General features: G+C 71.7%; 12 protein-coding genes. All 12 read right to left on the bottom strand.

Going from position 1 to position 15277, the window contains the following annotated elements:
* Nucleotides 1-283 precede the first annotated feature (283 nt).
* The 12 genes from CIB93_RS28235 to CIB93_RS28180 all read right to left on the bottom strand — a co-directional run bounded on the left by CIB93_RS28235 (nucleotide 284) and on the right by CIB93_RS28180 (nucleotide 15276).
* A complete protein-coding gene (locus tag CIB93_RS28235) occupies nucleotides 284-2449 on the bottom strand; it encodes a primosomal protein N' (RefSeq protein ID WP_096630921.1) in 2166 nt (721 codons plus the stop codon).
* 168 nt (nucleotides 2450-2617) lie between these two features.
* Nucleotides 2618-3826: a methionine adenosyltransferase gene (gene metK, locus CIB93_RS28230; protein ID WP_096630919.1), complete on the bottom strand. Its 1209-nt coding sequence runs from the start codon at nucleotides 3824-3826 to the stop codon at nucleotides 2618-2620.
* Nucleotides 3827-4058: 232 nt separating this feature from the next.
* The gene (gene coaBC / locus CIB93_RS28225) at nucleotides 4059-5270 is read right to left on the bottom strand and encodes a bifunctional phosphopantothenoylcysteine decarboxylase/phosphopantothenate--cysteine ligase CoaBC (protein ID WP_096630918.1); all 1212 of its coding nucleotides are present in this window, start codon (nucleotides 5268-5270) and stop codon (nucleotides 4059-4061) included.
* Nucleotides 5271-5413: 143 nt separating this feature from the next.
* Nucleotides 5414-5686 carry a DNA-directed RNA polymerase subunit omega gene (rpoZ, locus tag CIB93_RS28220; protein ID WP_003970369.1) on the bottom strand — a complete coding sequence of 91 codons (273 nt, stop codon included), beginning with the start codon at nucleotides 5684-5686 and terminating at the stop codon, nucleotides 5414-5416.
* 44 nt (nucleotides 5687-5730) lie between these two features.
* Nucleotides 5731-6324: a guanylate kinase gene (gene gmk, locus CIB93_RS28215; protein WP_096630916.1), complete on the bottom strand. Its 594-nt coding sequence runs from the start codon at nucleotides 6322-6324 to the stop codon at nucleotides 5731-5733.
* A 38-nt stretch (nucleotides 6325-6362) separates the two neighbouring features.
* On the bottom strand, nucleotides 6363-6686 hold the full coding sequence (locus CIB93_RS28210; protein ID WP_031515413.1) for an integration host factor: 324 nt from the start codon (nucleotides 6684-6686) through the stop codon (nucleotides 6363-6365).
* A 255-nt stretch (nucleotides 6687-6941) separates the two neighbouring features.
* Nucleotides 6942-7781 carry an orotidine-5'-phosphate decarboxylase gene (gene pyrF, locus CIB93_RS28205; protein WP_096630915.1) on the bottom strand — a complete coding sequence of 280 codons (840 nt, stop codon included), beginning with the start codon at nucleotides 7779-7781 and terminating at the stop codon, nucleotides 6942-6944.
* Nucleotides 7778-8890, bottom strand: coding sequence for a quinone-dependent dihydroorotate dehydrogenase (locus CIB93_RS28200; protein ID WP_096630913.1), 1113 nt, complete (start codon nucleotides 8888-8890; stop codon nucleotides 7778-7780). The genes pyrF and CIB93_RS28200 overlap by 4 nt, the downstream gene beginning before the upstream one ends.
* Before the next feature lie 84 nt (nucleotides 8891-8974).
* Nucleotides 8975-12283, bottom strand: coding sequence for a carbamoyl-phosphate synthase large subunit (gene carB / locus CIB93_RS28195; RefSeq protein ID WP_096630912.1), 3309 nt, complete (start codon nucleotides 12281-12283; stop codon nucleotides 8975-8977).
* Nucleotides 12276-13415 (bottom strand): glutamine-hydrolyzing carbamoyl-phosphate synthase small subunit, encoded by a 1140-nt coding sequence (gene carA / locus CIB93_RS28190; RefSeq protein ID WP_096630910.1) that lies wholly within the window; start codon nucleotides 13413-13415, stop codon nucleotides 12276-12278. Before carA ends, carB begins: the two co-directional genes overlap by 8 nt.
* Nucleotides 13412-13993 carry a hypothetical protein gene (locus CIB93_RS28185; RefSeq protein ID WP_096630909.1) on the bottom strand — a complete coding sequence of 194 codons (582 nt, stop codon included), beginning with the start codon at nucleotides 13991-13993 and terminating at the stop codon, nucleotides 13412-13414. Before CIB93_RS28185 ends, carA begins: the two co-directional genes overlap by 4 nt.
* Nucleotides 13990-15276, bottom strand: coding sequence for a dihydroorotase (locus CIB93_RS28180; RefSeq protein WP_096630907.1), 1287 nt, complete (start codon nucleotides 15274-15276; stop codon nucleotides 13990-13992). Before CIB93_RS28180 ends, CIB93_RS28185 begins: the two co-directional genes overlap by 4 nt.
* Nucleotide 15277 lies beyond the last annotated feature (1 nt).

Here is a 15277-nt window from a genome sequence, read left to right as displayed (position 1 = left end):
CTCCGTAGGCGCCGGCCTGTCCGGTGGCCCCGCCGCCGGGTCCGGCGCCCCGGTGCCCGCGGTGCCCGCGGCCCGGTCGAGGCCGCCGCAGCCGCCGACGGCCCAGCCTCCGGCCCGCGAGGAACTCCGCCCCGGAGCCTTCCCGGGCCCCCGCAACGGCTGACACCGGGCCGCTCCTCTGCCCCACCGTGCGTGCCGCACGGCGGGGCAGTGTCGCATGGGGGGGCGAGGCAGCGCCGCGTGGGAGCGGGGGTCGCTGGGGTCCTGGGGCGGAAGGGTGGCCTCAGCCGATGTCCGGCGGGTCGATCCGGATGCGCACCTGGTCGCCGCCGCCCTTGGCCGTGCGCGCCGCCTGTGCCGCCTTCAGGGCGCCTGCGAGGGCCGCGCCGCGGCCCGGGACCACCCGGATGAGGACGCGCTCCCAAGTCTCGCCCGGTGGGGCCTCTCCCGGCCTGCGGGGCCTTCCCGGCCCGGTCGGCGGAACCGGCACCGGGCCCAGGATCTCGGCCTCCGGCGGCAGGCCGGCGGTCTGGAGGAACGAGCCGAGGGAATCGGCCGGGCCGGTCACCGAGGCCATCCGGGAGACCGGCGGGAAGCCCAGCTCGGCCCGCTCCGCCAGCTCGCGGCGGGCGAAACCGGCCGGGTCCCAGCGGACCAGGGCCTGCACCGCCCGTTCCGTCGGCTCGGCCACGATGACCACCGTGCCGCCCTCCTCCTGCCCCCGCACCAGCGCGCCCGCGGCCGTCCAGCGACGCAGCGCCTCCTCGCCCGCCCGCAGGTCCGGCCTGCCGAGCATGGCCCAGCCGTCCAGGAGCAGCGCGGCGGCGTAACCGCCCTCGGCCACGGGCTCCGCGCCGGGGGTGCTGACGACCAGCGCGGGCGCGTCCGGCACCGCGTCCAGGATGTGGTCGCGCCCCGAGGTGCGGACCGGCACGGCGGGGAAGGCCCGGCCCAGCTCCTCGGCGGTGCGGCGGGCGCCGACGATCTGGGCGCGGAGCCGGGGGGAGCCGCACTCCGCGCAGTGCCAGGACCGCTCGGCCCGGCCGCACCAGGCGCAGTTCAGATCCTGCTGGTCCGGGGCCTGGAGCGGGCCCGCGCAGTGGCGGCAGCGGGCGGGGGTGCGACAGCGTTCGCAGGCGAGGCGGGGGGCGTAACCCCTCCGGGGGACCTGGACCAGCACCGGGCCGCTGCGCAGGCCGTCACGCACGGTCTGCCAGGCGAGGCTGGGCAGCCGGGCGGAGCGGGCAGCGCCGTCCCGGGCCAGCTCGCCGTCCCCGACCGTACGGATCAGGGGCGCGGCCCGGCGCAGCTGCTCCCGGTCCGCGAGAAGCGGCAGCGCCCAGCCGCTCTCCACCAGCTGGGCCGCCTCCACCGTGCAGCTGGTGCCGCCGAGCAGGAAGCCGCAGCGGCCCTGCGCGGCCCGCAGCTCCAGGACCTCGCGGACATGCGGGAAGGGGGCGTTGTCGTCGCTGTGGCTGGAGTCCCCGTCATCCCAGATGACCACCAGGCCGAGGTGCTGGACGGGGGCGAACATCGCGGCCCGGGTCCCCACGACCGCCCGCACGGAGCCCCGGCGCACCGCGAGCCACTGGCGGTAGCGCTTCTCCGGGCCGGAGTCGGCGGTGAGCAGCGCGTGCCGGCCCGCGCCGAGCAGCTCGGTCAGCGCCGCGTCGACCCGTCCGGCGGCCCGCCCGTCGGGGACCACGACGAGGGCGCCCCGCCCCGAGGAGAGCGTCGCCGCGACGGCCCCGGCGATCTCGGCGGGCCAGTGCGGCCCGGGCAGGGCGGTCCACACCGCGCGCGGGGCGCCGCCCTCGGCCAGTGCGCGCAGGAAGGCCGGGCCCTGGGCGTACCGCTCCCAGGTGCCCGCCTCGGGGGCCGGGGGCGGGGGCAGTGGTTCCGGGGAAGGCTTGGACTCGGCGCGGCCGTTGCGGGGCGGGACGGCGAGCTGGAGGACGTCGGCGAGGCTGCCCGCATACCGGTCGGCGACCGCGCGGGAGAGGGCGAGCAGCTCGGGCCCGAGGACCGGCTCCGGGGAGACCACGTAGGCCAGGGCGGCCAGCGCGCCCTGGTAGTCGGAGTCGGCGCGGCGCTCGATGATGAAGCCGTCGATCAGGCCGCCGCCCTCGCGCCGCCCGCCCTGGACATTGCGCCCGCCCGCCCCGAACCGCACCCGCACCCGCACACCCGGCTGGGCGTCGGCGTCCAGCTCCTCGGGGACCGCGTAGTCGAAATACTGGTCGAGATGGAGGACGCCCTTGTTGACCAGGACGCGGGCGACGGGCAGCTCCCCGGCGAGCGCGGCGCCGCGCCAGGTCCGCGGCTTGGCGCGCGGCACCTTCGCCCGGCGCACCGTCTCCCGGATCAGCGCAAGCTGCTCCGGCGCCCCGGTCCCGGGCTCGGCCGCCCCGGTCCCGGGCTCGGCGGACTGCTCGTTCTCGCTGCTCACAGCCAAATTCCTACCAGACGGCACTGACAGCGGCGGCCGCGCGCAGAGCGGCGGGGCCCGGCCACCGTGCTCGGTGTCCGGGCCCCGCTGTCGTCACTGTGCGGTACTGCTGATGCCGCGACCGGCGAGGCCGGCCCGACGGGACGAGCCCGCCGGGAGGGGCACTGACTAGAGACCGGCTGCCGCGCGCAGGGCGTCCACCCGGTCCGTGCGCTCCCAGGTGAAGTCCGGCAGCTCACGGCCGAAGTGGCCGTACGCGGCGGTCTGGGCGTAGATCGGGCGCAGCAGGTCGAGGTCCCGGATGATCGCGGCCGGGCGGAGGTCGAAGACCTCACCGATGGCGTTCTCGATCTTCTCGGTGTCCACGGCCGCGGTGCCGAAGGTCTCGACGAAGAGACCGACCGGCTCGGCCTTGCCGATCGCGTACGCGACCTGGACCTCGCAGCGGGTGGCGAGCCCGGCGGCCACCACGTTCTTGGCGACCCAGCGCATCGCGTACGCCGCGGAACGGTCGACCTTGGACGGGTCCTTGCCCGAGAAGGCACCGCCGCCGTGGCGGGCCATGCCGCCGTAGGTGTCGATGATGATCTTGCGCCCGGTCAGACCCGCGTCGCCCATCGGGCCGCCGATCTCGAAACGGCCGGTGGGGTTCACCAGGAGGCGGTAGCCCTCGGTGTCCAGCTTGATGCCGTCCTCGACGAGCTGCGCGAGCACGTGCTCGACGACGAACTCACGGATGTCGGGCGCGAGCAGCGAGTCCAGGTCGATGTCGGAGGCGTGCTGCGAGGAGACCACCACGGTGTCCAGGCGGACCGCCTTGTCACCGTCGTACTCGATGGTGACCTGGGTCTTGCCGTCGGGACGGAGGTAGGGGATGGTCCCGTTCTTCCGCACCTCGGACAGCCGCCGGGAGAGGCGGTGGGCGAGGTGGATCGGGAGCGGCATCAGCTCCGGGGTCTCGTCGCAGGCGTAGCCGAACATCAGGCCCTGGTCGCCCGCGCCCTGCTTGTCGAGCTCGTCCTCATCGCCCTCGACCCGCTTCTCGTAAGCGGTGTCGACGCCCTGTGCGATGTCCGGCGACTGCGCTCCGATGGAGACCGAGACGCCACAGGAAGCACCGTCGAAGCCCTTTTTGGAGGAGTCGTAGCCGATCTCCAGCACCTTGTTGCGCACGAGGTTGGGGATGTCGGCGTAGGCCTTGGTGGTGACCTCGCCCGCGACATGCACCAGACCAGTGGTGATCAAGGTCTCGACGGCGACGCGCGAGGCGGGGTCCTCGCGCAGGAGCGCGTCGAGAATCGTGTCGCTGATCTGGTCAGCGATCTTGTCGGGGTGACCCTCGGTGACGGATTCCGAGGTGAAGAGACGGCGGGACACATCGCTCCCTGGGGTTGCAGCGGCTGCTGGCTGATCATGGGTGGTACGTCCGAGAGCTGCGCTCGGAGCGTGCCGTCGACCAGTTTATCGGTCGTATCCGGCGGCCGGGCCAGGTGTCTCGCCCTTTGGAAGTCCCGTGACCTGCGCCACAGGGGGCTCCAGTAGGACAATCCACCCTTCCCGGCGACCTGTTTACACCCTATAGGGCCTTTTCAGTCGCCCGGAGGGTTGATTACGAAATCGGCTGGAACCTTCCCGAAACCAGGTCCCAGACCGTGTCGGCGAGCGCTTCCTTGGGACCGTACGGAACCGGTGTCTCCTGGCCGTCGGCCGCGAGGACGACCGCTTCGTTCTCCTCGGAGCCGAAGGTCTTGCGCTCCCCCACCTCGTTGACCACGAGCAGGTCGCAGCCCTTGCGGCGGAGCTTCTCACGGCCGTTGGCCAGCACATCATCGGTCTCGGCGGCGAAGCCCACGACGATCTGGTCCGGCCGAGCCCGCTCGGCGGCGACCTCGGCGAGGATGTCGGGGTTACGGACCAGCGGGACGGCGGGGGCCTCCTCGCCGTCCTTCTTCTTGATCTTGCCCGGGGCGTAGTCGGCGGGCCGGAAGTCGGCCACCGCGGCCGCCATCACCACGGCGTCCGCGTCGGCGGCCGCCTTCAGCACGGCCTCCCGCAGCTGTACGGCGGTGCCGACCCGCAGGACGTCGGCCCCGGCCGGGTCGGGCAGCCCGGTGTTGGCCTCGATCAGGGTGACCCGGGCGCCGCGGGCGACCGCCGTGCGCGCCAGCGCGTACCCCTGCTTGCCGGAGGAGCGGTTGCCGAGGAAGCGCACCGGGTCCAGCGGCTCGCGCGTGCCGCCCGCACTGATCACCACATGGCGGCCCGCGAGGTCGGGCTCGGTGACCCCGCGCGCCAGCACCCGGCGGCAGACCTCGAAGATCTCGCCCGGGTCGGGCAGCCGGCCCTTGCCGGTGTCGACGCCGGTGAGCCGCCCGACTGCGGGCTCGATGACGACGGCGCCCCGGCGGCGCAGCGTCGCGACGTTCTCCCGGGTGGCCGGGTGCTCCCACATCTCGGTGTGCATGGCGGGCGCGAAGACCACCGGACAGCGGGCGGTCAGCAGGGTGTTGGTGAGCAGATCGTCGGCGAGCCCGTGGGCCGCCCTGGCCAGCATGTCGGCGGTCGCCGGGGCGACCACCACGAGGTCGGCCTCCTGCCCGATCCGTACGTGCGGGACTTCGTGCACGTCGTCCCAGACCTGGTCGGAGACGGAGTGCCCGGAGAGCGCCGACCAGGTCGCGGCGCCCACGAAGTGCAGCGAGGAGGCGGTCGGGACGACCCGTACGTCATGGCCGGACTCGGTCAGCCGGCGCAGCAGCTCGCACGCCTTGTAGGCGGCGATGCCCCCGCTGACCCCCAGGACCACCTTCGGCTTGTCCACTGCGTCTCCCCGCACTCGGCAACGTAACGGCTATGTGTGCGGTCCCATGCTGCCTCACCGTGCGGAACGCGTTCACCCGGCCCCGGACACACCTCAGGCCCGGCGTACGGGCCGCCGGGCCTGAGGACGAGGTGCTGTTCTGCCTACTGCGCGGGGCCCTCGATGGCCTCGGAGGTCAGCAGACCCGCGTTGATCTCGCGGAGCGCGATCGACAGCGGCTTCTCGTGCACGTGGGTGTCGACGAGCGGACCGACGTACTCAAGGAGACCCTCGCCGAGCTGCGAGTAGTACGCGTTGATCTGGCGGGCGCGCTTGGCCGCGTAGATCACCAGGCTGTACTTCGAGTCGGTGGCCTCAAGGAGCTCATCAATCGGCGGGTTGATGATGCCCTCGGGCGTGGTGATGGAAGAGGACACTCTCTGCCTTCCGAAGGGGGTAAAGATCAAAGATCACAGTAGATCTAAGCCTGAAGCATCAAGGCTAGCAGCTCGCGGGCCACGTCCTCGACGGAGGTGTTGACCAGCGTCGTATCGAACTCGGCCTCGGCGGCCAGCTCGACCTTCGCGGCGGCGAGCCTGCGCTCGATGACCTCGGGCGCCTCGGTGCCCCGGCCGGTGAGCCGGCGCACCAGCTCCTCCCAGCTCGGCGGCGCCAGGAAGACCAGGCGCGCGTCGGCCATCGACTCGCGGACCAGCCGGGCTCCCTGGAGGTCGATCTCCAGCAGGACCGGTTCCCCGGCCTCCAGGCGGTCCAGCACGGCGCGGCGCGGCGTGCCGTAGCGGTTGCCCGCGAACTCGGCCCACTCCAGCAGCTCGCCGTTGGCGACGAGCTTGTCGAACTCCTCGTCGTCCACGAAGAAGTAGTGCACGCCGTTGCGCTCCCCGGGACGCGGCTTGCGTGTCGTCGCCGACACGGAGAGCCAGACCTCGGGGTGCACTGTGCGCATATGAGCGACGACCGTGCTCTTGCCGACCCCCGAGGGGCCGGAGAGCACGGTCAGCCGCGGACGTACGTCCGGGGGTACGGGGGACGTCCCCCGGGATGTTGCAGCCATGAGGCGATTATCCAGGTTCTCAGGGGTGCCTGAGAACGTCAGGCGGCGGTGCCGCCGAACTCACGCTCCAGGGATGCGATCTGGTTGGAGCCAAGACCCCTGACCCGGCGGCTCTCGGAGATGCCGAGACGCTCCATGATCTGCTTGGCGCGGACCTTGCCGACGCCCGGCAGGGATTCCAGCAGTGCGGAGACCTTCATCTTCCCGATGACGTCGTTCTCCTGGCCCTGCTTGATGACCTCGTGGAGGGAGGCGCCGGAGTGCTTGAGTCGATTTTTGACCTCGGCCCGCTCCCGGCGAGCCGCGGCGGCCTTTTCGAGCGCGGCTGCGCGCTGTTCAGGGGTAAGGGGCGGAAGAGCCACGCCTACGTCACCTCGGATGTCGATCTGTCGGATACGGACCGGCGGGGAAGCTGGACGCCACCCACCAGGTGAGCGACGAACACACTGTGCTCGGCCGCTCTCGACGGAGACTAGCGGCCTGGGCCGCCGTAGTCAGCGAGAACAGACGAAAAGTCCTGGTCAGCTGTGCCCGACCAGGACTTTCCAGACATATCGACCAGGTTTCCGGTCAGTAACTCGTCAGTGATTCGTCAACACGCTGTAAACGTGTCAGGGTCAACTGCCGGATACGGCACGACGGACTTCGTCCGCGAACCGTTCGGCCGCTTCGCGCAGCCCGGACGCGTCCGGACCGTGGCGCAGCACGCCCCGGCTCACGCTGGGAACCACGTTGCCGACGGCGTCGCCGAACACCGTCGGCAGGTCCGCCGGGGTCGCCCCCTGGGCGCCGATGCCGGGCGCGAGGAGCGGCCCGTTGATCGCCAGGTTCACCCCCGCGTCGCCGAGCGTCGCGCCTACCACCGCGCCGACCGAGCCGAGCGGGGCCGCCCCAGTGTTCTCGGCGGCCATGTGGTCGAGCATCAGCTGGGCGAGCGAGCGGCCGTCGGCGGCCGTGGCGCGCTGGACCTCGGCGCCCTCCGGGTTGGAGGTGAGGGCGAGGACGAAGACACCCGCGCCGGAGACGGCGGCCGCGTCGAGCGCCGGTCGCAGCGAGCCGAAGCCGAGGTACGGGGAGACGGTGACCGCGTCGGAGAAGAGCGGGGAGTCCTTGTCCAGGTAGGTCGCCGCGTAGGCGGCCATGGTGGAGCCGATGTCGCCGCGCTTGGCGTCCATCAGGACGAGCGCCCCGGCGGCCCGTGCCTCTTCGACGGCTTTCTCCAGGACGGCGACGCCGCGCGAGCCGAAGCGCTCGAAGAAGGCGGACTGCGGCTTGAGGACGGCGACCCGGTCGGCCAGCGCCTCGACCACGGTGCGGGTGAAGCGCTCCAGGCCCGCGATGTCGTCGTTGAGGCCCCAGGAGGTGAGCAGCGAGGCGTGCGGGTCGATGCCGACGCAGAGCGGGCCGCGGGTGTCCATGGCGTGGCGCAGGCGGGCGCCGAAGGGTTCGGGGGTCACAGGGCGGCCTTCTTCCGGGTCTCGGCGCCGACGGCCTCGGCGAGGGTGGCGTACGGGGACGCGGCGAGCCGGGCGGCGAGGCCCTTGTGGATGCCGCGGGCGTAGAAGGGGCCTTCGTAGATGAAGGCGCTGTAGCCCTGGACGAGGGTGGCCCCGGCCAGGATGCGCTGCCAGGCGTCCTCGGCGTTCTCGACGCCCCCGACTCCCACCAGGGTGATCCGGTCCCCCACACGGGCGTACAGACGGCTCAGGACCTCCAACGAGCGCTCCTTGAGGGGTGCGCCGGAGAGTCCGCCGGTCTCTCCCACCAGGGCGGGGTCAGATTTCAGGCCCAGGCCCTCGCGGGCGATGGTGGTGTTGGTGGCGATGATGCCGTCCAGGCCCAGTTCCACGGCGAGGTCGGCGACGGCGTCGACGTCCTCGTCCGCGAGGTCCGGGGCGATCTTGACGAGGAGCGGGACCCGCCGGGTGGTGACGGTGCGGTCGGCGGCCTCGCGTACGGCGGTGAGCAGCGGGCGCAGCGACTCGGTGGCCTGGAGGTTGCGCAGGCCGGGTGTGTTGGGCGAGGAGACGTTGACGACCAGGTAGTCGGCGTGGGCGGCGAGGGCCTCGGTGGACTTCACGTAGTCGGCGGCGGCCTCGGCCTCGGGCACGACCTTGGTCTTGCCGATGTTGACGCCGACGGTGGTGCGGAAGACCGGGTTGCGGGCGGCCAGGCGGGCGGCGACGGCGGCGGAGCCCTCGTTGTTGAAGCCCATGCGGTTGATCAGCGCACGGTCGGCGACGAGCCGGAAGAGCCGCTTCTTGGGGTTGCCGGGCTGGGCTTCGCCGGTGACGGTGCCGATCTCGATGTGGTCGAAACCGAGCATGGCCATGCCGTCGATGGCGACCGCGTTCTTGTCGAAGCCTGCGGCGAGCCCGAAGGGGCCGTGCATCCGCAGGCCGAGGGCCTCGGTGCGCAGCTCCTTGAAGCGGGGGGCGAGGGCGGCGGCGAGGAAGGTGCGCAGGACGGGGATACGGGCGGCGAGGCGGATCCAGCGGAAGGCGGCGTAGTGGGCCTGCTCGGGGTCCATCCGCTTGAAGACCAGCCGGAAGAAGAACTTGTACATGAGGAGGTGTCCTTGGTGCTCGGTGTGCTCGACGGGGCTCGCAAAGAGGGGGACACCGTTTCCGGTGTCCCCCTCTCCGGGCGGCTAGTCGCGGGCCGCTGTCAGATGCTCGGCGTGTTCCTGGAGGGAACGGACGCCGACGTCGCCGTGGTTGAGGGCGTCGATGCCCTGGACGGCGGCGGCGAGCGCCTGGACCGTGGTCAGACAGGGGACCGAGCGGGCGACGGCCGCGGTGCGGATGTCGTAGCCGTCGAGCCGGCCGCCGGTGCCGTACGGCGTGTTGACGATGAGGTCGACCTCGCCGTCGTGGATGAGCTGGACGATGGTCCTCTCGCCGTTCGGTCCGGTGCCCTCGGACTGCTTGCGCACCACGGTGGCGTTGATGCCGTTGCGCTTGAGGACCTCCGCGGTGCCGGAGGTGGCCATCAGCTCGAAGCCGTGGGCGACCAGCTCGCGGGCCGGGAAGATCATCGAGCGCTTGTCCCGGTTGGCGACCGAGATGAACGCGCGGCCCTTGGTGGGCAGCGGGCCGTAGGCGCCGGCCTGCGACTTGGCGTACGCCGTGCCGAAGACCGAGTCGATGCCCATGACCTCGCCGGTGGAGCGCATCTCCGGGCCGAGGACGGTGTCGACGCCGCGGCCGTGGATGTCGCGGAAGCGCGACCACGGCATCACGGCCTCCTTGACCGAGATCGGCGCGTCCAGCGGCAGGGTGCCGCCGTCGCCGGTCTTCGGCAGCAGGCCCTCCTCGCGCAGCTCGGCGATGGTCGCGCCGAGCGAGATGCGCGCGGCGGCCTTGGCGAGCGGCACCGCGGTCGCCTTCGAGGTGAAGGGGACCGTGCGGGAGGCGCGCGGGTTGGCTTCGAGGACGTAGAGGATGTCGCCGGAGAGCGCGAACTGGATGTTGATCAGTCCGCGGACGCCGACGCCCTTGGCGATGCCCTCGGTGGAGGCGCGCAGCCGCTTGATGTCGAAGCCGCCGAGGGTGATCGGGGGCAGGGCGCAGGCCGAGTCGCCGGAGTGGATGCCTGCTTCCTCGATGTGCTCCATGACGCCGCCGAGGTACAGCTCGGTGCCGTCGTAGAGGGCGTCCACATCGATCTCGATGGCGTCGTCGAGGAAGCGGTCGACCAGGACCGGCCGGGTGGGGCTGATCTCGGTGGACTCGGCGATGTACGCGGCGAGGCGCGTCTCGTCGTACACGATCTCCATGCCGCGCCCGCCGAGGACGTAGGACGGCCGCACGAGGACGGGGTAGCCGATCTCGTCGGCGATGGCCTTGGCCTCGCCGAAGGTGGTGGCGGTGCCGTGCTTGGGCGCGGGCAGTCCGGCCTCGGCCAGCACCCGGCCGAAGGCGCCGCGGTCCTCGGCGGCGTGGATGGCCTCCGGGGAGGTGCCGACGACGGGCACGCCGTTGTCCTTGAGCGCCTGGGAGAGGCCCAGCGGGGTCTGGCCGCCGAGCTGGACGATGACTCCGGCGATCGGGCCCGCCAGTGACTCGGCGTGCACGATCTCCAGGACGTCCTCCAGGGTGAGCGGCTCGAAGTAGAGCCGGTCGGAGGTGTCGTAGTCGGTGGAGACGGTCTCCGGGTTGCAGTTGACCATGACGGTCTCGTAGCCCGCGTCGCTGAGCGCGAAGGAGGCGTGCACACAGGAGTAGTCGAACTCGATGCCCTGGCCGATGCGGTTGGGGCCCGAGCCGAGGATGATCACGGCGGGCTTGGTACGGCTCGCGACCTCGCTCTCCTCGTCGTACGAGGAGTAGAAGTACGGGGTCTTCGCGGCGAACTCGGCGGCACACGTGTCGACGGTCTTGTAGACCGGGCGGATGCCCAGCGCGTGCCGGACCTCGCGGACGACGTCCTCGCGCAGCCCGCGGATCTCACCGATCTGGGCGTCGGAGAAGCCGTGCCGCTTGGCCTCGGCGATCAGGTCGGCGTCCAGGCGTTCGGCGGAGGCCAGCTCGTCGGCGATCTCCTTGATCAGGAACAGCTGGTCGACGAACCAGGGATCGATCTTCGTGGCGTCGAAGACCTCCTCCTGGGTGGCTCCGGCCCGGATCGCCCGCATGACGGTGTTGATGCGGCCGTCGGTGGGCCGGACCGCCTCGGCCAGCAGCTCGGCCTTGTCACCGGCCGGGCCGGTGAAGGCGAACTGCGAGCCCTTCTTCTCCAGCGAGCGCAGGGCCTTCTGGAGGGCCTCGGTGAAGTTCCGGCCGATCGCCATGGCCTCGCCCACCGACTTCATGGTGGTGGTGAGGGTGGAGTCGGCGGAGGGGAACTTCTCGAAGGCGAAGCGCGGGGCCTTGACGACGACGTAGTCGAGGGTCGGCTCGAAGGAGGCCGGGGTCTTCTCGGTGATGTCGTTGGGGATCTCGTCCAGCGTGTAGCCGACGGCCAGCTTGGCGGCGATCTTGGCGATCGGGAAGCCGGTGGCCTTGGAAGCGAGCGCCGAGGAGCGGGAGACGCGGGGGTTCATCTCGATGACGATGACCCGGCCGTCGGTGGGGTCGATGGCGAACTGGATGTTGCAGCCGCCGGTGTCGACGCCGACCTCGCGGATGATCGCGATGCCGATGTCGCGCAGCCGCTGGTACTCGCGGTCGGTGAGCGTCATCGCGGGGGCGACGGTGATGGAGTCGCCGGTGTGGACGCCCATCGGGTCGAAGTTCTCGATGGAGCAGACGACCACGACATTGTCGTTCCTGTCGCGCATCAGCTCCAGCTCGTACTCCTTCCAGCCGAGGATGGACTCCTCAAGGAGCACCTCGGTGGTCGGCGAGAGTGTGAGGCCCTGTCCGGCGATACGGCGCAGCTCCTCCTCGTCGTGGGCGAAGCCGGAGCCGGCGCCGCCCATGGTGAAGGAGGGGCGGACGACGACGGGGTAGCCGCCCAGGGTGTCGACACCCGCGAGGACGTCGTCCATGGAGTGGCAGATGACCGAACGGGCGGACTCGCCGTAGCCGGTCTTCGCCTTGACGGCTTCCACGACGCCCTTGAAGAGGTCGCGGTCCTCGCCCTTGTTGATCGCCTCGACGTTGGCGCCGATGAGCTCGACGCCGTACTTCTCCAGGACACCGTTCTCGTGCATGGAGATCGCGGTGTTCAGCGCGGTCTGGCCGCCGAGGGTGGGCAGGAGCGCGTCGGGGCGCTCCTTGGCGATGATCTTCTCGACGAACTCGGGGGTGATCGGCTCCACGTAGGTCGCGTCGGCGATCTCCGGGTCGGTCATGATCGTCGCCGGGTTGGAGTTCACCAGGATGACGCGCAGGCCCTCGGCCTTGAGGACGCGGCAGGCCTGGGTGCCGGAGTAGTCGAACTCGGCTGCCTGGCCGATGACGATCGGGCCGGAGCCGATGACCAGGACGGACTGGATATCGGAGCGCTTAGGCACGCTGGCCCTCCATCAGGGATACGAAACGGTCGAAGAGGTACGCGGCGTCGTGCGGGCCCGCGGCCGCCTCGGGGTGGTACTGGACGCTGAAGGCGGGCCGGTCCAGGAGCTGGAGGCCCTCGACCACCTGGTCGTTCAGGCAGACGTGGGAGACCTTGGCCCGCCCATAGGGGGTCTCGGAGTCCTGGTCGAGCGGCGCGTCGACGGCGAAGCCGTGGTTGTGCGCGGTGACCTCGACCTTGCCGGTGGTGCGGTCCTGCACCGGCTGGTTGATGCCGCGGTGGCCGTACTTCAGCTTGTAGGTGCCGAAGCCGAGCGCGCGGCCGAGGATCTGGTTGCCGAAGCAGATGCCGAAGAGCGGGGTGGACCGCTCAAGGACGCCCTGCATGAGGGCGACCGGGTGGTCGGCGGTGGACGGGTCGCCGGGGCCGTTGGAGAAGAAGACGCCGTCGGGCTGGACCGCGTACACCTCCTCCAGGGTGGCGGTGGCGGGCAGCACGTGGACCTCGATGCCGCGCTCGGCCATCCGGTGCGGGGTCATGCCCTTGATGCCGAGGTCGATCGCGGCGACGGTGAACTTCTTCGTGCCGATCGCGGGGACGACGTAGGCCTCCTTGGTGGCGACCTCGGCGGAGAGGTCGGCACCGGCCATCTCGGGGGCCTGGCGGACCTTGGCGAGGAGCGTGCCCTCGTCGGCGATCGCGTTGCCGGAGAAGATCCCGACGCGCATCGCGCCGCGCTCGCGCAGATGGCGGGTGAGGGCGCGGGTGTCGACGCCGCTGATACCGACGACGCCCTGCGCGACCAGCTCCTCGTCCAGCGAGCGCTGCGAGCGCCAGTTGGAGGGCTTGCGGGCGGGGTCGCGGACGACGTAGCCGGAGACCCAGATGCGGCCCGACTCGGGGTCCTCGTCGTTGACGCCGGTGTTGCCGACGTGCGGGGCCGTCATGACGACGACCTGGCGGTGGTACGAGGGGTCGGTGAGGGTTTCCTGGTAGCCGGACATGCCGGTGGAGAACACCGCCTCGCCGAAGGTCTCCCCCACGGCCCCGTAGGCGCGGCCGCGGAAGGCGCGGCCGTCCTCCAGGACGAGTACGGCGGGGGTCTGGGCCCCCCGGGTGGAGATCGTCATCGTGCGGTGCCTTCCGTAGTGGTGCTGGTGAGGTGGTTGACGGCGTCGACCCAGGCCTGGTGCTCAGCGGCGTGGTCGGAGCGGAAGCCGGAGTCGATCAGCGTCCCGCCGTGCGCCCAGGTGATGATCAGCAGGCCGCCCTCGGGGAGGACCTTGCCCGCGAGCGCCTTGTCGAGGCGAGCCTCGCGCAGGGCCTCGGCCGGGACGAAGAAGTCGGCCGCCCCGGGGCGTACGACCTCCAGGCCGCGGGCGGTGAGCGTGAGCTCGGTACGGCTGCGGGTGCCGAGGCCGTGCGCGACGATCCGGTCGAGCCACTGCCCGGCGGTGGTGGAGGCGTGGTAGCGCCCCTGAAGCGTCAGGAGCACCTCGTCGCCGGCGAAGCCCTCGGGCGTGGCCGGGAGCTCGGGCAGGCCGGACTGGAGGCTGGCGCGCCACTTCCAGCCCTGGCGCATCAGCCAGTAGACGAGGGCGATGAAGACGAACAGGCCGACCACCCAGGCGATGCGGGCGGCCCAGTCCGTCACTTCCGCCGACTTCTGCTCGGCGGCCAGGTGGTACAGGGGGGTCAGAGTTGTCACGCGAGCTTCCCGTCGACGACCGTGGCACGGCCCCGCAGGAAGGTATGGGTGACGCGGCCCGGCAGCTCACGGCCCTCGTAGGGGGTGTTGCGGCTGCGGGACGCGAAGCCCGCGGGGTCCACGGCTCCACGGTATGCCGGATCGACCAGGGTGAGGTTGGCGGGCTCACCCGCCGAGACGGGACGGCCGTGTCCGACGAGTCGGCCGATGGCCGCGGGGCGGAAGGACATGCGGTCGGCGACGCCCGCCCAGTCGAGCAGACCGGTGTCCACCATCGTCTGCTGGACGACGGAGAGCGCGGTCTCCAGGCCCACCATGCCCATGGCGGCCGCGGCCCACTCGCAGTCCTTGTCCTCGTGCGGGTGCGGGGCGTGGTCGGTGGCGACGCAGTCGATCGTGCCGTCGGCGAGCGCCTCACGCAGGGCCATCACGTCGGCCTCGGTGCGCAGCGGCGGGTTCACCTTGTAGACCGGGTTGTAGGTGCGGACCAGCTCGTCGGTGAGGAGGAGGTGGTGCGGGGTGACCTCGGCGGTGACGTTCCAGCCCTTGGACTTGGCCCAGCGCACGATCTCCACGGACCCGGCGGTGGAGAGATGGCAGATGTGGACGCGGGAGCCGACGTGGGCGGCGAGGAGGACATCGCGGGCGATGATCGACTCCTCCGCGACGGCGGGCCAGCCGCCCAGACCCAGCTCGGCCGAGACGATGCCCTCGTTCATCTGGGCGCCCTCGGTGAGGCGGGGCTCCTGGGCGTGCTGGGCGACGACGCCGTCGAAGGCCTTCACGTACTCCAGGGCGCGGCGCATGATCACCGCGTCGTCGACGCACTTGCCGTCGTCGGAGAAGACCTTCACTCCGGCGGCCGAGTCGTGCATGGCGCCGAGCTCGGCGAGCTTCTTGCCCTCCAGGCCGACGGTGACGGCGCCCACGGGCTGCACGTCGCAGTAGCCGGACTCCTTGCCGAGCCGCCAGACCTGCTCGACGACGCCCGCGGTGTCGGCGACGGGGAAGGTGTTGGCCATGGCGTGGACGGCGGTGAAGCCGCCGACGGCCGCGGCCCTGGTGCCGGTGAGGACGGTCTCGGAGTCCTCGCGGCCGGGCTCGCGCAGATGGGTGTGCAGGTCGACCAGGCCAGGCAGCAGGATCTGCCCCTCGGCATCGATCACGGTGGCGCCGGCGGCGTCGAGGCCGGTGCCCACCTCGGTGACGGTCTCGCCGTCGATGAGTACGTCCTGCGGCTCGCCGCCGAGGATCCGCGCACCGCGAATGATGATCTTGCTCATG

The organism is Streptomyces sp. WZ.A104, assembly GCF_002382885.1.
In the GTDB taxonomy this organism is placed as follows: Bacteria; Actinomycetota; Actinomycetes; order Streptomycetales; family Streptomycetaceae; genus Streptomyces.
This window is presented reverse-complemented; position numbering and strand designations above follow the sequence as displayed.